Annotated in this window: 18 protein-coding genes; 5 read left to right on the forward strand and 13 right to left on the reverse strand. The window is 71.6% G+C overall.

The features are described 5' to 3' along the window. The first annotated feature begins 36 nt into the window (after window positions 1-36). Window positions 37-741, forward strand: a complete 705-nt coding sequence (locus ACIPSE_RS12080) for a DUF2470 domain-containing protein (protein WP_401660926.1) — start codon at window positions 37-39, stop codon at window positions 739-741. 79 nt (window positions 742-820) lie between these two features. Next, window positions 821-1,339 (forward strand): DUF1203 domain-containing protein, encoded by a 519-nt coding sequence (locus tag ACIPSE_RS12085; protein WP_401660928.1) that lies wholly within the window; start codon window positions 821-823, stop codon window positions 1,337-1,339. Between the two features lie 37 nt (window positions 1,340-1,376). Here ACIPSE_RS12085 and ACIPSE_RS12090 read toward each other — a convergent pair whose 3' ends face one another. Next, window positions 1,377-2,027 (reverse strand): TetR/AcrR family transcriptional regulator, encoded by a 651-nt coding sequence (locus tag ACIPSE_RS12090; RefSeq protein ID WP_401660930.1) that lies wholly within the window; start codon window positions 2,025-2,027, stop codon window positions 1,377-1,379. Window positions 2,028-2,186: 159 nt separating this feature from the next. On the opposite strand from ACIPSE_RS12090, the gene ACIPSE_RS12095 reads away from it, so the two are divergent. Next, window positions 2,187-4,541 (forward strand): MMPL family transporter, encoded by a 2,355-nt coding sequence (locus ACIPSE_RS12095; protein ID WP_401660932.1) that lies wholly within the window; start codon window positions 2,187-2,189, stop codon window positions 4,539-4,541. A 22-nt stretch (window positions 4,542-4,563) separates the two neighbouring features. Here ACIPSE_RS12095 and ACIPSE_RS12100 read toward each other — a convergent pair whose 3' ends face one another. Genes ACIPSE_RS12100 through ACIPSE_RS12115 form a run of 4 tightly spaced genes read right to left on the reverse strand, consistent with a single transcriptional unit; the run spans window position 4,564 to window position 8,401 of the window. Further along, complete coding sequence (locus ACIPSE_RS12100; protein ID WP_401660934.1) at window positions 4,564-5,598, reverse strand: zinc-dependent alcohol dehydrogenase family protein; 1,035 nt, start codon at window positions 5,596-5,598, stop codon at window positions 4,564-4,566. 49 nt (window positions 5,599-5,647) lie between these two features. Then, entirely contained in the window at window positions 5,648-6,022 is a 375-nt protein-coding gene (locus ACIPSE_RS12105) for a DUF2255 family protein (RefSeq protein WP_401660936.1), read from the reverse strand. Window positions 6,023-6,074: 52 nt separating this feature from the next. Beyond that, window positions 6,075-6,959, reverse strand: coding sequence for an aldo/keto reductase (locus ACIPSE_RS12110; protein ID WP_401660938.1), 885 nt, complete (start codon window positions 6,957-6,959; stop codon window positions 6,075-6,077). Next, window positions 6,959-8,401 (reverse strand): MFS transporter, encoded by a 1,443-nt coding sequence (locus tag ACIPSE_RS12115; protein WP_401660940.1) that lies wholly within the window; start codon window positions 8,399-8,401, stop codon window positions 6,959-6,961. The genes ACIPSE_RS12110 and ACIPSE_RS12115 overlap by 1 nt, the downstream gene beginning before the upstream one ends. 708 nt (window positions 8,402-9,109) lie before the next feature. Here ACIPSE_RS12115 and ACIPSE_RS12120 point away from each other — a divergent pair. Both ACIPSE_RS12120 and ACIPSE_RS12125 read left to right on the forward strand, forming a co-directional pair. Continuing rightward, on the forward strand, window positions 9,110-10,096 hold the full coding sequence (locus ACIPSE_RS12120; RefSeq protein ID WP_401660942.1) for an aldo/keto reductase: 987 nt from the start codon (window positions 9,110-9,112) through the stop codon (window positions 10,094-10,096). Between the two features lie 57 nt (window positions 10,097-10,153). After that, window positions 10,154-10,588 (forward strand): cupin domain-containing protein, encoded by a 435-nt coding sequence (locus ACIPSE_RS12125; RefSeq protein ID WP_401660944.1) that lies wholly within the window; start codon window positions 10,154-10,156, stop codon window positions 10,586-10,588. Between the two features lie 18 nt (window positions 10,589-10,606). On the opposite strand, the gene ACIPSE_RS12130 is transcribed toward ACIPSE_RS12125, so the two are convergent. The 8 genes from ACIPSE_RS12130 to ACIPSE_RS12165 all read right to left on the reverse strand — a co-directional run bounded on the left by ACIPSE_RS12130 (window position 10,607) and on the right by ACIPSE_RS12165 (window position 19,285). Beyond that, window positions 10,607-11,485, reverse strand: a complete 879-nt coding sequence (locus ACIPSE_RS12130) for a fumarylacetoacetate hydrolase family protein (protein WP_401660947.1) — start codon at window positions 11,483-11,485, stop codon at window positions 10,607-10,609. Between the two features lie 44 nt (window positions 11,486-11,529). Beyond that, window positions 11,530-12,543, reverse strand: a complete 1,014-nt coding sequence (locus ACIPSE_RS12135) for a hydroxyacid dehydrogenase (protein WP_401660950.1) — start codon at window positions 12,541-12,543, stop codon at window positions 11,530-11,532. After that, window positions 12,527-13,585, reverse strand: a complete 1,059-nt coding sequence (locus ACIPSE_RS12140) for a dihydrodipicolinate synthase family protein (protein WP_401660953.1) — start codon at window positions 13,583-13,585, stop codon at window positions 12,527-12,529. The genes ACIPSE_RS12135 and ACIPSE_RS12140 overlap by 17 nt, the downstream gene beginning before the upstream one ends. 4 nt (window positions 13,586-13,589) lie before the next feature. Next, complete coding sequence (locus tag ACIPSE_RS12145; protein ID WP_401660955.1) at window positions 13,590-14,651, reverse strand: NAD-dependent epimerase/dehydratase family protein; 1,062 nt, start codon at window positions 14,649-14,651, stop codon at window positions 13,590-13,592. A gap of 43 nt (window positions 14,652-14,694) precedes the next feature. Continuing rightward, complete coding sequence (locus tag ACIPSE_RS12150; RefSeq protein ID WP_401660958.1) at window positions 14,695-15,609, reverse strand: carbohydrate ABC transporter permease; 915 nt, start codon at window positions 15,607-15,609, stop codon at window positions 14,695-14,697. A gap of 3 nt (window positions 15,610-15,612) precedes the next feature. Next, entirely contained in the window at window positions 15,613-16,521 is a 909-nt protein-coding gene (locus tag ACIPSE_RS12155) for a carbohydrate ABC transporter permease (RefSeq protein ID WP_401660960.1), read from the reverse strand. Between the two features lie 115 nt (window positions 16,522-16,636). Continuing rightward, window positions 16,637-17,887 (reverse strand): extracellular solute-binding protein, encoded by a 1,251-nt coding sequence (locus tag ACIPSE_RS12160; protein WP_401660963.1) that lies wholly within the window; start codon window positions 17,885-17,887, stop codon window positions 16,637-16,639. 102 nt (window positions 17,888-17,989) lie between these two features. Beyond that, window positions 17,990-19,285: a Gfo/Idh/MocA family protein gene (locus ACIPSE_RS12165; RefSeq protein WP_401660966.1), complete on the reverse strand. Its 1,296-nt coding sequence runs from the start codon at window positions 19,283-19,285 to the stop codon at window positions 17,990-17,992. Window positions 19,286-19,318 lie beyond the last annotated feature (33 nt).

Here is a 19,318-nt window from a genome sequence, read left to right on the forward strand (position 1 = left end):
AGGCAACCCTAACTATGGACCTCCAGGGGGATCCGGATGCGTCGTACCTCCCCGCGTGCCTCCGCGCCGACAGCCGCCGAGCGCGCCCGCTCGATCCTGACCGTCGCCCACTCGATGACCGTGGTGACGGACGGACGCCGCACCGAGATCCGTCGCCTCGACGGCTCGGGCGCCATGGGCCATGTCCATCTGCACGCCCCGTTCGAGGGGCCCGGTGCTCCGCCGGACGGGAGGGTGCCCGTCCGGCTGGAGCTGACCGACGTCGCGCCCAGCCCGGTCCGGGAGCGGCTGCGCGCCCGAGTCACCGTGACCGGACTGCTGGCCGCGCCGTACGAGCCGGGCTCCACGGACAGCACCTGCATGGAGTTCGGGCAGTGCGTCCTGGAGGACCAGCACGGCCGCGCGTACATCACCCTCCAGGAACTGGAGGACGCCGAGCCCGACCCGATCGCGTCCAGCGAGGCGAGCATGCTGACGCATCTCATGGACGACCACCCCGAACTGATCCCCCTGCTCCTGCGTCTGGTCCGCCCGCACCCGGGCCGAGGTGTGCACCGTGCTCTGCCCGTGGGCATCGACCGCTACGGACTGACGCTGCGTCTGGAACGGGCGCGATCCCACACGGACGTCCGGCTGCCGTTCAGCAAGCCCGTGCGGCACATCGACCACGTCGGCGCCCAGATCCACGCGCTGCTCGCCGCGGCCCGGCGCCTCGCACACAGCGGACGCCTCCTCACCTGATCCGGCGCGGGAGCGTACGCGCCAGCGCGATGTCCGTTTACTGCCAGCGCGCACACGTGTGTCGCTCCAGCATGGACACATGACCAACTACACCGTGCTCCCCGTCGATGAGACGGCCCTGAAGGAACTGCGGGCCGTCGACGACGCGGGCCGTCCCTGCGCCCCGTACGTCGCGACCCAGGACGACGAGGGCTCCCCGCTGCGCTGCTGCTTGCGCCCCATCGCCCTCGGTGAGCGCATCGCCCTTGTCTCGTACGCCCCGTTGCGCCGCTGGGCCGCCGCGAGCGGCGTCGATCCGGGCGCGTACGACGAACAGGGGCCCGTCTTCATCCATGCCGACGACTGCGGCGGGTTCGTGCCCGGCGCGACCTATCCCTGCGACCGGCCGGGCGCCCTGCGTACCGTGCGCCGCTACGACGCGCGCGGGCGCATCGCGGGTGGCCGCCTGCTGGAGATCCCGGCCGACGCCACAGCCGGTTTCGACGCGGCCTTCGACAGCGCCTTCAGCGACCCGGACGTGGCACTCGTGCACGTCAGGGCGCTGGAGTACGGCTGCTTCCAGTTCGAGGTGCGACGGCCCTCCGCCGGGGACCGGTAGCCGCCGCGCCGCCTGGCAGGCGTACGGGCCGAGTGCGTCAGTCGCCGCTTCGCGGCCCGCTGACGTCGCTGACAGCGGCACGCAGGTCCTTCTCGTCGGCGAGCAGCGGAGGCAGGGGCGTCGCGCTCGCCGGGTCGAGCGAGTCGAAGAGCAGGGCGACGAAGCGGGCGCGCAGCGAGGGGGCGGCGCTCGGGAGCGCGAGGCCGGCGACCGCCATGACCAGGAAGTGCGGGATGTCCTCGGCGGTGAGGTCCGAGCGGACCTCACCCGCCTCCTGGGCGCTCACCAGGAGCGGGTGGAGCGAGGCGCTGAAGTGCTGGAGGACGTCCACGGCCACGTCCGCGAAGTTGCCGGCGAAGGTGACCAGACCCCGCTCCTCGGCGATCAGGTCGAGCAGCCGCGTGGCGATGTCCTGGAGCGCCTGGCGTTTGTCCGGGGCGTCGGCCGCACGTTCGATCAGCGGCAGCAGGTCGGTTTCGAGGATGTCGTCGAGGACGGCCCGGACGACGGCTTCCCGGTTGGGGAAGTGCCGGTAGAGCGTGGCGATGCCCACGCCCGCCTCCGCCGCGATCTGGTCCAGTGATCCGTCGCCCCTGCCCAGCACGGTGCGTCCGGCGGCGGTGATGCGCTCCCGGCTGGAGCGGGCGTCGACCCGGCGCCGGGGGGTGCGGTCCTTGGTGGGTGCCATCCGTGCCTTGTCCCTGCTCTGCGGCGAAGCCGACGGAGGTGCCCATCGGTGGTAGCACCCTATCGTATTGATAGTCGACTATCGCTTTGATAGTACTCTCTCACTTCATTGCGTGGCCTGGTCCGACCCGACCCGGCCATGAGAGACAGGGAGAGCTCTGTGTCCGTTCTGCTGTACCGCCTGGGCAGGTTCGCCTACGGCAAACCCTGGTACGTCGTCGGAGGCTGGCTGGCCGTGGTGGCGTCGGTGGTGGCGCTCCTGACCGTCCAGCCCGTACGGCTCAGCAACGAGGTGCGCATCGACGGCACCCCGTCCCAGCAGGTCATCGACGATCTGGCCCGGACCCTGCCGGAGGCGTCCGGCGGCCAGGGCATGCTGCTCTTCCAGGCGCCGGACGGCACACGGATCGACGCCCCCGAGGCCCATGCCGCGCTCCTGGCCGCGGTCGACGCCGTCTACCGTCACGACCACGTCGTCGACACCCGCGAGGTCCTGGCCCAGGAGGTCGCCAAGGGCACGGACAGCCCGCTGCTCCAGGCGCAGGCCGCGGTGGCGAAGGCCGTCGGCGCACCGGCCTCGGGACCCGTACCCGTACCGCTCCTGTCCGGCGGACAGCCCGTCCCGGGCGTGATCGTCTCCGCCGACGGCTCCACGGCTCTCCTCCAGTTCCAGTTCGACGAGCAGACCTACGAGCTTCCGTCCGGGACGGTCGACAGCACCGTCGAGGCCGCGGAACAGCGCGCCGCCCGCGGCGGCCTGGAGGTCCTGCCGTCCGCGTCGATGATGGAGATACCCGAGATCGTCGGGGTGGGGGAGATCGCCGGCGTCGTCGTCGCGGCCCTCGTCCTGCTGATCACTCTCGGATCGGTGGTGGCCGCGGGCCTGCCGCTGGTCATCGCGCTGGTCGGGGTCACCGTGGGCGTCGGCGGCGCGTTCACCCTCTCCACCGTGTTCGAGATCCACTCGCTCGCCGCCGTACTCGCCCTGATGCTGGGGCTGGCCGTCGGCATCGACTACGCGCTGTTCATCGTCAACCGGGAACGGAGGCTGATCCTCGACGACGGACTGGATGCCCGCGAGGCGACCGCCCGTGCCGTCGGCACCGCCGGGAGCGCCGTCTTCTTCGCCGGCAGCACCGTGATCATCGCCCTCGCCGGACTCCTGGTCATCCGGATCGCCCTGCTCTCGACCATGGCGGTCGTGGCAGCCGCCACCATCGCGGTCGCCGTCCTGCTCGCCCTGACCCTGCTGCCCGCCCTGCTGGGGCTGGTCGGGGAACGCATCCGCCCCGCCAGGACCCGGCGCGAGACGCACGAGCGCACGCCGGACGCCGAGCACGGACGGGCCACCCGCTGGGGAAGGCGCCTGGTCCGCCACAAGTACGCCGCCCTCACGGCCGCGATCCTGCTTCCGGCGGTCCTGGCGCTCCCGGCCGCCGACATGAAGCTGGGCCTGCCCTCCGGGGCCGGTTACAACTCCGACACCGGCCAACGCCGCAGCTACGAGCTGACCAGCGAGGCCTACGGCCCCGGCTACAACGGACCGCTCCTCGTCGCCGTCGACTCCACCGCCGACGGACGGGCCCTCACCCCGCGGACGCTCGCCGCCGTGGCCTCCGAACTGCGGAGCACCAAGGGCGCCACCTCGGTCTCCCTGGCGGGGATGAACGCGAAGGGCACGACCGCCGTCCTCGGTCTCGTGCCCGCGACCGGGCCGAACGACGAGGCGACCAAGGACCTCGTCACCGCGGTACGGGACAAGAGCGCGCGGATCGGCCGGGCCCACGGCGCCACCCTCGGCATCACCGGTTTCACCGCGCTCGCGATCGACGTCTCCGACCGGCTCGCCGACGTCCTGCCCCTCTACGTCGCCGTCGTCCTCGGTCTCTCCCTGATCGTCCTGCTCCTCGTGTTCCGCTCGTTGCTGATCCCCGTGGTGGCCACCCTCGGATTCCTGCTGAGCGTCTCCGCCGCCTTCGGCCTCACCACGGCCGTCTTCCAATGGGGCTGGCTCCAGGGCCTGATCGGTGTCGACGCCACCGGCCCGGTCGTCAGCCTGCTGCCGATCATCATCACCGGCGTGCTCTACGGGCTGGCCATGGACTACCAGATGTTCCTGGTCACCTCCATGCGAGAGGCCCACGTCCACGGGCAGAGCGCTCTGGACGCCACCGTCACCGGCTACCGACGCGCCAGTTCGGTCATCGTCGCGGCGGCCACCATCATGGTCTCCGTCTTCGCGGGCTTCGTCTTCAACGCCCAACCCATGATCAAACAGGCCGGCTTCGCACTCGCCGCCGGCATCCTGATCGACGCCTTCGTCATCCGGATGACCCTCATCCCGGCCACCATGGCACTCGCGCGGGAGAGCGCCTGGTGGATCCCCACCTGGCTGAACCGCCTGCTCCCCGACCTGGACGTCGAGGGCGACAAGCTCGCTCAGCGCGTCCCGCTGCCCCGGCCCGCGGCCTCACCGTCCCGCGGCGAGGCACCAGCGACGGAGTCCGTCGGCTGACCGGTCCCGGCGGCAGGCACGGTCAGGGGCGTACCAGCGTCTTGAGCGCCTCGCGGTCGTTCATGGCGCGGTAGCCCTCGGCGATGTCCTCCAGCGCGACGGTGCGGTCGAAGACGCGTCCCGGCCGGATGGAGCCGTCGAGGATGTACGGCATGAGCTCCTCGATGTAGGCGCGGGCGGGTGCGACACCGCCGGTGAGGGTGATGTTCCGCAGGAAGTCCGCGAAGCCGAACGGCACGTCGGTGAACTGCGGGGCCCCGACACGGCTGACGGTGCCACCGGCGCGGACCACACCGAAGCCCTGCACGAGCGCGTCCTTGAGGCCGACGCACTCCAGGACCTTGCGGGTGCCCTCGCCGCCGGTCAGCTCGCGCACCCGGGCGACGCCCTCCTCGCCCCGCGCGTCGACCACGTCCGTGGCGCCGAAGTCGCGGCCGAGGTCGGTGCGGGACCGATGGCGGCCCATCAGGATGATCCGCTCGGCGCCGAGCAGCCTGGCGGAGATCACCGCGGACAGCCCGACCGCGCCGTCCCCGATGACGGTGACGGAGTCGCCGGGGCGCACGCCCGCGGTCCGGGCCGCGTGGTAGCCGGTGCACAGCACGTCGGAGAGGGTGAGGAGGTCCGGGAGCAGCTCCGAGTCCTCGGCGACGGGCAGCTTCACCAGCGTGCCGTCGGCCAGCGGTACGCGGGCCGCCTGACCCTGGCCGCCGTCGACACCGTTCACCCCCCACTGCCCGCCGTGCGGACACGACGTCTGAAGGCCCTCACGGCAGTACACGCAGGTGTTGTCGGCCCAGACGAACGGCGCGACGACCACGTCCCCGCGCTTGACGGTCCGTACATCGGCGCCGGTCTCCTCGACGACACCGAGGAACTCGTGGCCCATGTGGCGTGGGTTGTCCGTGTGCGGCAGCGACTTGTAGGGCCACAGGTCGCTGCCGCACACGCAGGACAGCACGATCCGTACGACCGCGTCGGTGGGCCGCTGGATCTTCGGGTCGCTCACGTCCTCGACGCGGACGTCCTCGGCGGCGTACATCAGGGTGGCTCGCACGGTGGTGCTCCTTGGAGAGGGGATGGGTGCGGATGCTGGGGCAGAAGGATCAGCGGGGTTCGAGCCGCAGAGTGGAGGCACGGGCCCGCTCGGTCAGAACGTGTTCGACGATGCCGGTGTAGCGGCCGTACTTGTCCCGGTAGGCGGCGTCGACGGCGGCGTACTCGCCGGGTTCGGCGTCGTGGAAGCTGACATCGGCCCGGATGCCGCCGGCCGCCACGCGCCCCTGGTGCCGGGAGCGGGTGCCTCGGTACCACGGGCCGTCGACGCCCTTGACCGACCGGACGTAGAGCCGGCCGTCGGCCTGTACGACCCACATGGTCACCGGGGCGCGCAGGGTGCCGTCGTCGCGTTCGCTTTCCAGATCGAGTTCCTCCGCCGCGCCGATGCTCTTCAGGTCGGAGTCGTTCCAGGTGGTGCTCATGGTTCTCGCCTTCCGTGGACGGGGGACCGAGGAGAGCCCGAAGGGGTGGGTGTCAGGCTTCCGGGATGGCGCGCCCGTAGCTCGCCAGGGTGACGTTCTCCGGCTCGGGGCCGCCGCGACGGCCGGCCTCCAGGGCGTCGAGGGTCTTCAGCTCGTCCGGAGTGAGGGCGAAGTCGAAGACGTCGAGGTTCTCGGCGATGCGGTGCCGCTTCGTGGACTTGGGGATGACCGAGCGGCCGTGCTGAAGTCCCCAGCGCAGCAGGACCTGCGCCGGGCTCTTGCCGTGCGCCTCGGCGATCCTGGTCACGGCCGGGTCCTGAAGGACGCTCCGGCGGTCCTCGCCGTATCCCGGGTAGAAGGTGATGCCGCCGATGGGGGACCACGCCTGGTTGAGGATGCCGTGCGCGTCGTCGAAGTCGAGGACGGCGCGCTGCTGGAAGTAGGGGTGGATCTCCAGCTGGTTGACGGCCGGGACGACGGTCGTCGCGTCGAGCAGGCCGGTCAGGTGCTCGACCATGAAGTTGCTGACGCCGATGGCCCTGACCTTGCCGTCGGCCAGGAGCTTCTCCAGCGCGCGGTAGGCGGCGAGGGTCCTGCCGAAGTCGGACGGCAGGGCCTGGTGCAGGATGAGCAGATCGATCCGGTCCAGGCCGAGCTTGGCCGCGCTCTTGTCGAAGCCGTGCAGGGTCTCGTCGTAGCCGTAGTCGCTGATCCAGATCTTCGTCTCGACGAAGAGCTCGTCGCGGGGCACGCCGGAATCGCGCAGTGCCTGCCCGACCTCGCGCTCGTTGCCGTACGCGGCGGCGGTGTCGATGTGCCGGTAGCCGAGGTCGAGGGCGGCGGTGACGGCGGCGATGGTCTCGGCCGGCGGGGTCTGGAAGACACCCAGTCCCAGAGCGGGCATCTCGACGCCGTTGTTGAGGGTGAGGGTCTGCATCACAGGGGCCTTTCCTTGCGGGATGAGCGAGTGGGCACGATGAGGATCGACACGGTCGCGACGGCGAGGGCGAGCAGCACGGCGGAGCCCGTCAGGGCCGCGCCCGAGCGAGCCGCGATGTCGGACGCCGAGTGCCCGGTGGAGACGGTGGCCGCCACGGCGGTCAGGACGCTCAGGGCCAGCGCGCTGCCGATCTGGTGCACGGTGTTGACCAGCCCCGAACCTGCCCCCGCGTCGGCGGGAGCGACCCCGTCGACCCCGCTGGAGGTCAGGGGCGCCAGGGTCAGCCCCTGACCGGCGCCGATGAGCACCATCGGCGATGCCACACCCGTCAGGTACGGCGTGTGCGGGCCCAGCCGGCTCAGCCACGCCATCCCGGCCGCGGTGAGCACGACTCCCGACAGCAGCACCAGTGGCCTGGCCGCCCGTTCGAGGAGCCGGGGCACCTGGACGGCGAGAGCGAAGTTGACCAGCGTCATCGGCAGGAACGCCAGACCGGCTTGCAGAGGCGTCCAGTGGTACACGCTCTGCACGTACTGGGCGGTGAAGAAGAAGAACCCCATCATCGCGCCCATGTAGAGCATCCGGGTGAGGTAGGCGCCGGAGCGCTCCCGGCTGCTGAACAGCCGCAGCGGCACGATCGGCTGAGCGGCACGCCGCTCCACCGTCACGAACAGGCCCAGCATCACCGCGCCCGCGCCCAGGGGGAGCACGGTGGCCGGAGCGCTCCAGCCGAGGTCGGCGGCGGTCACGATGCCGAGAACCAGTCCGGTGGAACCCGTTGTTGCCAGCACAGCCCCGGCCACGTCGAAACGACCGCCCCGGCGCTCCGTCTCCGGCAGGAACCGCAGCGCCATCACCATCATGACGGCTCCGACCGGCACGTTGAGGAAGAACCCGGCCCGCCACGACACCAGGTCCGCGGCGAGCCCACCGATGACCAGCCCGAGGGCGGCACCGAGTCCGGCCACCGCGCTGTAGGCGGCCATCGCCCGGTCGCGGGCCCGGCCCTCGGCGAAGCTGCGCGTGAGCAGGGACAGCGCGGACGGCGCCAGGACGGCGGCGCCGACGCCCTGGAGCGCTCGGGCGGCGATCAGCCACCACTGGGCCTGCGCGGCCCCCACCAGCAGCGAGGTGACGGAGAAGACGACCAAGGACAGCACGAACATCCTGCGGTGGCCGAACATGTCACCGGCCCGCGCCCCCAGCAGGAGCAGCCCGCCGAACACGAGGACGTAGGCGTTGGTGATCCAGGACAGACCGGTCTCGGAGAAACCCATGGCGGAGCGGATCTGCGGCAGCCCGGTGAACACGATCGAGTTGTCGAGGACGACCATGAAGTAGCTGACGCAGATGATCGTGAGGATCACGGTCGTGCGGACCGGCGCCCTGCCCGCCTGCGGCACCGAGGAGACCCGTCCACGATGTGCGGTGGCGGTCATGCTGTCACCACCCCGATCACCCCGGCGTCGGTCGTCGCGCGTGCCCGGGAAACGGGCGGATCGCAGTCCACGCGGGTCGAGGCCCCCGTCGTGCCGATCACACGGTGCCTGTTCACACGGTGCCTGTTCACGGCCGCACCAGCACCTCGAGAGCCTCGTGCGCGTCCATGGCCCGGTACGCGTCGGCGACACGGAGCGACGACCAGATCCCCCTCGGCCACGGTGAGGACCGGGTCGGTCATGCCAGAGACGCGGACGTCACCGGGTTGATACATCAGTGCTGCGCCCACGGCGCTCCTCCAGATCGATGGAACCGGGGGCGGTACGCGCGGTTGCCGCGTCCCCGTCCTCGGTCCTCTCCAGGGAAACGCCTGCGGCCGTGCGGGTGGGAGTCACTGCTCTTCCAGGTACTGGCAGTACCTCGCAGGTCCGTGCGGGCCGCCCTACGGTGGACGAGCCGGGACAGTACGCAGGCCGGTCCGGTGGAGCTGTGCCCGTGTCGGCGGGGAGGAGCGAGGGCGTGCCCGGAAGGAACCGTGAGGACGTGGCGGGTGAGGTGCGTGAGTTCCGCGGGGATGAGTGTGTACTACTCCGCCCGTCCGGAGCGGGGGAACCTCGTCAGGACGTCCGACTCCGTCCTGACGGTCGTCCGTACGGGCAACGACTGACCCCACAAGCCAGGAGAAGCACCTCTCCGGAGAGTTGACCATGCACGTCAGAACACTGGGACACGGCTTGGACGTGTCCGCGATCGGGCTCGGCGCGATGGGCATGTCCCAGAGCTACGGTCCCAACCCCGGCAGCCGCGACGACATGAGCGCCGTGCTGCGCTCCGCGGTCGACGAGGGCGTCACCTTTTTCGACACCGCCGAGGTCTACGGGCCCTACGCGAACGAGGAACTGGTCGGCCAGGCGCTGGAACCGGTCCGCGGCCAGGTCGTGATCGCCACCAAGTTCGGTTGGGACATCCAGAACGGCCGCGGTGTCGGCCTCGACAGCCGTCCCGAGCAGATCCGCCGCGTCGCGGAGGCGTCCTTGAAGCGGCTCCGCACCGACGTGATCGATCTGTTCTACCAGCACCGAGTGGACCCCGAGGTGCCCATCGAGGATGTCGCGGGCACGGTCGGCGAGCTCATCGCCGAGGGGAAGGTCAGGCACTTCGGGCTCTCCGAGGCCTCGGCCGCCACCATCCGCGCCGCACACGCCGTCCATCCCGTGACCGCGGTCCAGAGCGAGTACTCGCTGTGGACACGGGACCCCGAGACCGAGGTGCTGCCCGCGCTCGCCGAACTCGGCATCGGCTTCGTGCCGTTCAGCCCTCTCGGCAAGGGCTTCCTCACCGGCACCGTCGACACGTCCACGTCCTTCACCGAAGGGGACATCCGCCGACGGGTCCCGCGCTTCACGGCGGAGAACCTGGACGCCAACGAGGCGCTCGTCGACCATGTCCGCGGGCTCGCCGAGGCGAGGGGCGCGACTCCGGGCCAGATCGCGCTGGCCTGGCTGCTCGCGCAGCAGCCGTGGATCGTGCCGATCCCCGGCACCCGCCGCACGGCACGCGTCAAGGAGAACACCGCCGCGACGACGGTCGAGCTGTCGGCGGACGACGTGGCCGACCTCGACGGCCTTGCCCGGCGTCTCGGCGTCAGCGGCGACCGTTACAACGCCGAGCACATGGCCCACGTCAACCGCTGAACCGCAGGCCGGCACACGCGATGCGACACATCAGGACGCGAGAAGCGAAGGAACACGATGACCGTCAACGGATTCGACCAGATCTTCCCGCTCGGGGAGCAGAACGACGCCTACGCGCAGTACTTCACCGGGCAGAGCTACCTGGCACCGCTCGCCGCGGGCAGCGTCCCGGTCAGCAACGTGTCCTTCGAGCCGGGTTGCCGCAACAACTGGCACATCCACCACGGCACGGGCGGCGGCGGTGACCAGATCCTGCTGTGCACGGCGGGCAGCGGTTGGTACCAGGCCGAGGGCCAGGACCCCGTCAGCATGGAACCGGGAACGGTGGTCCGCGTCCCGGCCGGCATGAAGCACTGGCACGGAGCCAAGGCCGACGCCTGGTTCTCCCACCTCGCCTTCATCACCCCCGGCGAGGACGTCCGCAACGAATGGCTGGAGCCCGTCACCGACGAGGCGTACGGCACGCTGCCGGAAAGCGGCGCACACATGTGACCGCGGCGGAGACGCGAGTCAGGCGTCCTGCGGCCGTCGCGGGGCGTCCCACGGCACACACGTGTTGCGCTGACGTCCGAGCCCTTCGATCTCCACGCTGACGGTGTCGCCCGCGGCGAGATACGGGAACCGGCCGGACAGCGCCACACCCTGCGGGGTGCCGGTGTTGATGATGTCGCCGGGCTCCAGGACCAGGAACTGCGAGAGATGGCGGACGAGTTCGGCCACCGGGAAGATCATGTCCTCGGACGTCGAGTCCTGACGCGGGGCGTCCCCGACCCAGGAGCGCAGGCGGAGCTTCTGCGGGTCCGGGATCTCGTCCGGGGTCACCAGCCAGGGGCCCAGCGGGTTGAAGGTCTCGCAGCTCTTGCCCTTGGACCACTGCCCGCCCGACCGCTCCAGCTGGAAGGAGCGTTCGGAGACGTCGTTGCTCAGCGCGTAGCCGGCCACGTACGACAGCGGGTCGTCCTCCTCGTCGAGGTAGCGGGCGGTACGGCCGATGACGACCGCGAGTTCGACCTCCCAGTCGGTGCGCTCGGAGCCGCGGGGGATGCGGATGTCGTCCGTCGGACCGACGACGGTGTTGGGTGCCTTGTAGAAGAGGATGGGCTCGGCGGGCGCCGCGCTGCCCGACTCGGCCGCGTGGGCGGCGTAGTTCTGCCCGATGCACAGCAGCGCGCCGGGCCCCGCGAGCGGCGCGCCGACCCGGATGCCGGAGGGGTCGATGGAGGGCAGGGCGCCGTCGGCGATCGCGGCGGCGGCGCGGGTTGCTCCGTCGGCGGCGAGGAACGCCGGATCGATGTCGCCGGTCAGCGGAGACAGGTCGTAGCACTGTCCGTCCGGTGTGGCGGCCACCGGGCGTTCATGGCCGGGATCGCCGATGCGCATCAGTCGCATGCTGGAGCTCCGTTCAAGAGGGGTGAGGGGAAGAGCGGGGTGGGTCATTCGACTCGGCGCAAGGCCGCCGCGTCGATCTCGTGCAGCAGCGGGCGGCCCGCGGTGAAGCGTTCGATCTCCGCGACGGTGCTCTCGCCCAGGGCCTGGCGGCCCTGCACCGTCGCCGCGGCCTGGTGCGGGGTGAGCAGCACGTTGGGCAGGGCCCGCAGCGGATGGTCAACGGGGAGCGGCTCGCGGTCGTAGACGTCCAGCGCGGCGTCGATCCGGCCGGTGCGCAACTCGTCCACGAGCGCCTCCTCGTCGACCAGCCAGGACCGCGCGGTGTTCACCAGCAGCGCCCCGTCCGGCATCAGGGCCAGCTCACGGCGGCCGAGCAGATGACGGGTCTCCGGCAGCGCCGGGGCGTGGACCGCCACGACACGGCTGCGGGCGAGCAACTGCTCCAGCGACACCCGCTCCACCTGGAGCCGCTCCGCCTCCTCGGCGCCGAGCAGCGGATCGTGGACGCTCACGCGCGCACCGAGTGCCTGGACGAGGGCGAGGTAGGCGCGTCCGGTGCGCGAGGCGCCGATCACGCCCACGGGGCAGCCGAGGATCTCGTGGCGCGGTGGTGCCGCCGCCGCGGTGTCCCAGGGCTGTCCACCGCGCAGGGCGTGGTCGAAACGGTGGACACGGTGCAGCAGGGCCAGCGTGAAGGTCAGCGCGACCTCCGCCACCGGGCGGGCCATCGCCGCGCCCGCCTGCGTCACCCGCACGCCCCGCTCCAGGAGTTCGGGACCGACGTACGGACTGACGGCGCCGCCGGTGTGCGCGACCAGCCGCAACCGGTCGCCCGCGGTGAGGAGTTCGCCGTCGATCCGGGCCGTTCCCCAGGCCGTGACGAGGATCCGGGCCCCGGGCAGCAGGGCCGCGAGCGCGGTGCGATCGCCGTGCGCGTCGAGGACGGCGACGTCGGCCACCGCGGTCAGCCGCTTCCACGCGGCGGGAGCGAAGAACTCCTCGCGCAGCCGGGGCGGCACGGCCACCACGGCCCGCGGCCGGTCAGCGGAGCCAGTCATCGAGGTGCTCCGCGACGAAGGTGTCGTCGGTGACCCAGGGGTGGGCGGCGCCGACCCGGGTGATCTGCTCGGCCTGTCCCGGGGAGAGCTGTTCGGCCGGGTCCAGGCACCAGGTTCCGGCGAGCAGCCCCTGTCGGCGCAGCACCTCGTGGACTCCGGCGATGCAGCCCCGAAAGGCCCCTCGCACGTCGAACACGGCGGCGTTGGCCTCGGTGAGCTGCGGGGCCCGGCGCAGCAGGTCGACCAGGAGGTCGTGGTCCCCGGCCCGCGCCCGGCGCACCTCCTCCAGGAGGGTCACCGCGGTGCGGGTCCACACCGCCCACTGGCCCAGAAGTCCCCCGGCGAACCAGCGCAGTTCACCGCCGGCCCGGTAGGGGGTGAGCAGGTCGGTGAGGATGGCGTCGTCGTTCCCCGTGTACAGCGTGACCTCGCGGGCCCGGTCGGCGCGGGACACCGCGTCGACGACCTCGGCGGTCCGGTACCGGTCGAAGGGCGCGGTCTTGACGGCGACGACGGAGGGGATGTCGGCGAACCGGCTCCAGAAGGACGGGGAGAGATAGCGTCCGCCGACGGCCTCCTGGAGGTAGAAGCCGATGACGGGCAGGACCTCGCCGACAGCGCGGGCCCGGTCGAGCAGACCGGCCTCGTCGGCCCCCGGCACCCGAGGGCTCAACAGGACCGCGTGGTAGCCGAGTTCGGCCGCCAGCTCCGCCTCGGCGACGGCCTGCGCGGTGTATCCGCAGGCCCCGGCCACCCGGACGACGGGTCGGTCCGACTCCCGGTCGACGGTCTCGGCGGCCAGTTCCAGCACAGGACGCAACAGTCCCACCCGCGGTTCGCGGATCTCGAACTGCGTGGTGTGCACGCCCACGGCGACGCCGCCCGCCCCGGCGGCCAGGTAGTAGCGGGTCAGGGCGCGCTGGCGGCGTTCGTCCAGGCGCCGGTGCTCGTCCAGCGCGAGGGGGTGGGCCGGGATCACCGTGCCCTGGGCGAGCAGGTCGAGCGCGGCGGTGGACAGGGGCGCGGGTGCGGTGGGGGGCACGGGGTCAGAACCTTCCGTCGCGGACGTCGAACTTGGTGTGCTTCCCGGACAGGGGCCGCCCGTCCCTGATCCATCCGGCCTGCCATGACACCAGCGTGGCCAGGGGGACGGGCGGGTACCCGAACTCCGCGTGGCACCGGGAGGCGTCGGAGAGGAGACCGGTCCCGCTCTCCTCTCCGGTGAAGGTCGCGGTGGTGCCGAACTCCTCGGCGAAGCGGTCCGCCAGACGCCGTACGGAGGCGGTCTCCGGCCCGGTGAGGTTGACGGTGAACGGGTCGGCGGCGGCCCGCGGCAGGGACCGCAGGGCGACCTCGTTGGCGTATCCCTGCCAGACGACGTTCACATGGCCGGTGGCCAGGGACACGGGGGCGCCGGAGCGGACGGCGCCGGCGATGTCGGCGAGGACGCCGTAGCGCAGGTCGACCGCGTAGTTGAGGCGGATCAGCGACAGCGGGGTGCCGGACCGCCTGGCGTGGTGGGCGAAGACCCGCTCGCGGCCCAGGCAGGACATCGCGTACTCGCCGACCGGGCCGACCGGGTCCGTCTCGCTGCTCGCGGCGTCGCGGACGGAGACCAGCGGGTAGACGTTGCCGGTGGAGAACGCGGCGATCCGGGAGTGCCGGTAGCGGCGGGCGATCCGGTCGGGGAGCGCCGCGTTGACCGCCCACGCGGTCGTCGGGTCGCTCGCCGAGCCGAACTTGGCCCCGACCATGAAGACCACGTTGCCCGCGTCCGGCAGGTCGGCCGGATCCCCGTCCATGAGGTCGAACGGGACGGTCTCGACGCCCTGTTCGCGCAGCGCGTCCGCCGCCTCGGGGTCGGACCAGCGTGACACGGCCCGTACGGCGATGTCGGTGCGGCCGGCGGCGTCGAGGGCGCGGCGGGCCAGCCGGCACAGGCTGGGTCCCATCTTTCCGCCGGCGCCCAGGATCAGCAGGTCGCCGTCGAGCGTGGTGAGGTCGGTGACGAGCGCCGGGGAGGGTGTGGCGAGCAACTCCTCCAGAGCGGCCTCGTCGCGGGGGCGGGACAGGGGCGAGACGGGCAGGGCGGGTGGTGCGGGATGCATGCGGTTCCTCGACGGCCGGACGGAATACGGGAGTTGAGGGTGGTCAGCCCTTGACGGCTGAGCCGACGACACCTTCGGTGAAGTAGCGCTGGCCGACCAGATAGGCGCTGAAGATCGGTACGAAGGCGACGACGGACCCGGCCAGCACCTGGTTCAGGGGCACTTGTTCCTGCTGGAGCGAGGCGATGCCGACGGTGAGGGTGCGCATCTCGGTGCTCTGGCCGACGATCAGCGGCCACAGGAAGTCGTTCCAGTGCCAGAGGAAGACGAACGTCCCGAGCGTGGCCAGGACCGGTTTGAGCAGGGGCAGCACGATCCGCAGGAAGATCTGGAGCTCGCCGCAGCCGTCGAGGCGGGCGGCCTCGAAGATCTCGTCGGGCAGTCCGAGGACGAACTGCCGCATGAGGAAGACGGCTTGGGCGTTGGCGAGGGTCGGGACGATGAGACCCCAGTAGGTGTCCACACCGCCGAGCTTCGACAGCAGGATGAACGTCGGGATCATCGTGACGTGGTAGGGCACCATCACCATCGACAGGAACGACCAGAACATGGTCTCCCGTCCGGGGAAGCGCTTCTTGGCGAACGCGTAGCCCGCGAGCGAGGCGAGCAGCAGCACGCCGGCCACCGACACCAGCGAGTACACGAGGGTGTTGAACAGCCATCGCGGCACGTCCCGGGAGCCGAGGACCTCGCCGTAGGCCTCGCCCGTGACGGGCCAGGGCAGCAGGCTGCCGGGGAGGTCGACCGCGCCCTCGGGATGCAGCGACAGTACGACCATGGCGTAGAAGGGGAACAGCGTGGCCACCGAGGCGAGCGTGAGCAGCAGCGCGCGCAGGACACGGCCGCGGCGGGTGGAGCGCAGACCGGCGGGGACACCGGCGTTGGGGGTGCGCCGGGCCGGGCTCGGCGCGGGCTTCACGACGGGGGGAGCCTCAGGGGCGTGGGTCACGGGCGCCATGGGTCACTTCTCCTTGCCGAGGAAGATCCGCTGGATCAGCGCGACGACGACGGTCAGGACGAACAGGGCGCAGCCGATGGCGCTGGCATAGCCGAAGTCGAAGTACTTGAAGCCGGTGTCGTAGAGCTGGAAGACCAGCGAGTAGCTGGCGTTGGCCGGGCCGCCTCCGGTCATCATGTAGACGGCGTCGAAGACCTGGAAGCTGACGGTGGTCTCGATCACGGCCAGGAAGAAGAACGCGGGCCGCAGTTGGGGCGCGACGATGTGCCGGAAGCGCTGCCAGGGGCCGGCGCCGTCGACGAGGGCCGCCTCCTCCAGTTCCGCGGGCAGTTCCTGGAGACGGGCGAGGAGGATCAGCATGCCGTAGCCGCACCGGGACCAGATGCCGACCAGCGCGAGCGCGGGCAGCACCAGCACGGAGTCGCTGAGCCAGTTCTGCTCCGGCAGGCCGAGGAAGCCCATCACCGCGGACCAGGGGCCGTCGGTGGAGAAGATCCAGACGAACACGGTCGAGGCCAGGACGAGGCTGGTGACGACGGGCAGGAAGAACACCGACCGGAACAGCTTGCTCCCGCGGAACGCCCGCCGGGTGAGCAGGGCGAGACCGAGGGAGGCGGCGATCCCGGCCGGTACGGCCAGGACCGTGTAGAGGACGGTGACCTTCAGCGCCGACCAGAACAACGGGTCGTCCAGGAGCCGGGCGAAGTTCTCCAGGCCGGTGAAGTGGGTGTCGGCGCCGGGCGCGTAGTCGGTGAAGGACAGCAGCAGGCCCGCCGCCGCGGGGCCGAAGCGGAAGACGAGGAAGAGCAGCAGACAGGGCAGGACGAAGAGGAGCCCGACCCGCGCCTCGGTGCGGCTGAGGGATCCGCGCCGGACTCGGTCGGGTCGGGGGCGTTGCGCGACCGCGGCCACGGGACCTCCTGGGACGGTTCGGTGCCGCGTCGGGCGCGGCGGGTCGGGGGAGGGCGGACGGCACTGGGGGAGTAGTGGTGCCGCCCGCCCGGCATGGGGGGTGTGCGGGCCGTGGTCAGCGCTTGCGGGAGATGATCTGGTCGGCCGCGGTGGCGGCCTGGTCCAGTGCTTCCTTCGGGGTGCTCTTGCCGAGCAGGGCCGCCTGGATCTGCGGCGCCAGGGCGCCCATCACGTCACGCGCGGCGGTGTTGAGGGGTCCGACGTCGGCGGAGTCGAGGACCTTCTCGGTGGCCTGCTGGAGGGTGTCGCCGGGGTAGAGGTCGCCGCCGTCGGTGCGGGCGCCGAAGTAGCCGCCGGGCGTGAGGAGTCCGGCGACGTTGTCCGGCTGCGCCACGAAGGAGATCCACTGGCCGGCCGCGCCGGTGTCGGCGCCGCGGAACATCGCCAGGGTGCCGACGGTGCCGTACGCCACGGACTTCTGGCCGGTGAGCGCGGAACCCATGACGATGTCGTCCTCGCCCCAGTAGCTCTCCACCTCGGCGGCGCTGTTCTGCCAGGTGCAGGCGACCTTGTTCTTCGCGAGGTCGGTCTGTTCGATCGACGGGGTCTTGGTGACGAGGTCCTTCGGGGTCCAGCCCTTGTCGACGAACTGCTTCAGCCAGGTCAGCGCCTCGACCCCGGCGTCGCTCGCGAAGGCGGACTTGGTGCCGTCCGCGGAGAAGACGTCGCCGCCCGCCTGCCACAGCAGCGGGTAGTAGGTCATGTTGAGGGTGGCGGTGGTGTCCCCGCTGTAGGTGATCGCGTAGTAGCCCTTCTTCTTCGCCTTGGCGCCGAGGGCGGCGAGATCGTCCCAGGTGGAGGGCACCGTGTCCACGCCGACGGCGTCGAGGACCTTCTTGTTGCACATCAGCGGGTAGGCCGACATCAGGACCGGTGTGGCCATGGCCTTGCCGTCGACCGTCACGGCTTTGAGGGCGCTGTCGCGGTAGGCGGCGCGGTCGGCGTCCGCGAGGTAGTCGTCGGCCGGGACGAGGTTGCGCTGGTAGGCGGCGAGCTGGTCGGGGATCAGATAGGCCACGTCCGGGCCCTTGTTCGCGGCGAGCGCGGTGGCCAGCTTGGTGTCCCGGTCGGCCCACGGGTACGTCGACACCTTGACGTCGATGTCCGGGTGGGCCTTCTCGAACTTCTTCTCCAGGCCGCTCCAGTAGGCGGCGTTCTCCTTCTCGTCGAAGATCACCGGGTAGACCCAGGTGGTGACGGTGGTCTTCCCGCCGGCCGACTCACCGTCCGCGCCGCAGGCGGCGAGACAGAAGGCGGACGTGACGGCGGTGGCCGCGGCGATGAGCCGCGTGGTGCGGTTTCTCACGGGAGGTCTCCTCGGACGGAGCGGGCTGAGGGGTGGGGCAGGGCGGGGCGGGCGTCCTCGGAGGGGCGAGGACGCCGAGGGGCCGTGCGGGGCCCGGTGGGGTCAGCGGGGCGGCACCGTCTCGACGGTGCCGTTGCGGCGGGAGCGCTCGGCCGCGAACGCGGCGAGGTGGCTGCCCAGGGACTCGGCGGGCCCGGAGCGGATGTGGCTCCGGTCCCCGGTGGCCAGCGCGGTGACGAACGCCTCGGTCAGCGCGGTGTCGCCGCCGCCGTGGCCGTCGGCCGCGTTGGAACCGCTGGGCCCGGTGGTGCGGACGGTCACGGTGTCGTCGCGGAAGTCGTGCACGGTGACCTGTTCGCCGTCGCCGCGCAGCCAGCCGTGGCTGCCGAACAGACGGGTCTGGCGGTGGGTCTGCTCGGTGAACGCGGACATGGTGAGGGTCGCGGTGAGCCCTCCGCCCAGCCGCATCGCGACGACCTGGTGATCGGCCACGTCGTTGTCGCTGCGGTACACGCACCGCCCGTACGGTCCGGTGCGCAGGGCCTCGGTCAGGACCGCCTCGTCGGCGGGGCCGTGGGCGGCGGAGGTGACATGACCGACCGGCCAGGCGCCGCCGGTGGCACGCAGCGCCGGGTAGTAGAGCTTCGGCGCCGAGTAGGGGCAGCTCTTCTCGACGGGGCAGGTCAGGCAGGTGTCGGTGGAGCCCTCGGGGGCGTTCTCGGGACGGAAGTGCGTCAACTCGCCGAAGCTGACGAGGCTTTCGATACGGCGGCCGGTGACGTACGCGATCCAGTCCAGGTCGTGGCTGGACTTGGCGAGGATCATCGGCGACGAGAGGTCCTCCCGGCGCCAAGGGCCGCGCACATAGCTGTGGGCGAAGTGCCACCAGCCGACGGGCTCCAGGTGCTCGACGCCGGTGAGGGTGCCGAGGACCCCCTCGGCGACGACCTCCCGCACCAGGTCGGTGTAGGGCGTGTACCGCATGACGTGGCAGACCGCGAACGGCACACCGGTCGCCTCGACCCCCTCGACAAGGGTGCGGCACTCGTCCTCGGTGGGGGCGAGGGGCTTCTCGGTCATGACGGCGTATCCGGCGCGGGCCAGGGCGAGCACGGGTTCGACGTGCTCGCGGTCCTGGGTGGCGACGATGACGCCGTCGGCGAGCCGGCCCTCGCGTTCGGTGGCCGCCATGAACTCCCGCCAGCCGGCGAAGGACGTCTCGGCGCGGGACGCGGCGCGGGCCCCGGCGTCGGGGTCGGCCACGGCCACCAGCCTGGCCCGGTCGGGGTGCTGGTGGATCCAACCGGCGTAGGTCAGACCGCGGTTGCCGGCGCCGATGAGCGCGACGCGTACCGGGCGGTCCGCGCGGGGTGTCGTCGCGGAAGGGGTTTCGGGCATGGTGTCGTCCTGGGTAGGGGCGGTCCGGGAGCC

Origin of the sequence: Streptomyces sp. NPDC090106, assembly GCF_044747265.1 — a bacterium.
In the GTDB taxonomy this organism is placed as follows: Bacteria; Actinomycetota; Actinomycetes; order Streptomycetales; family Streptomycetaceae; genus Streptomyces.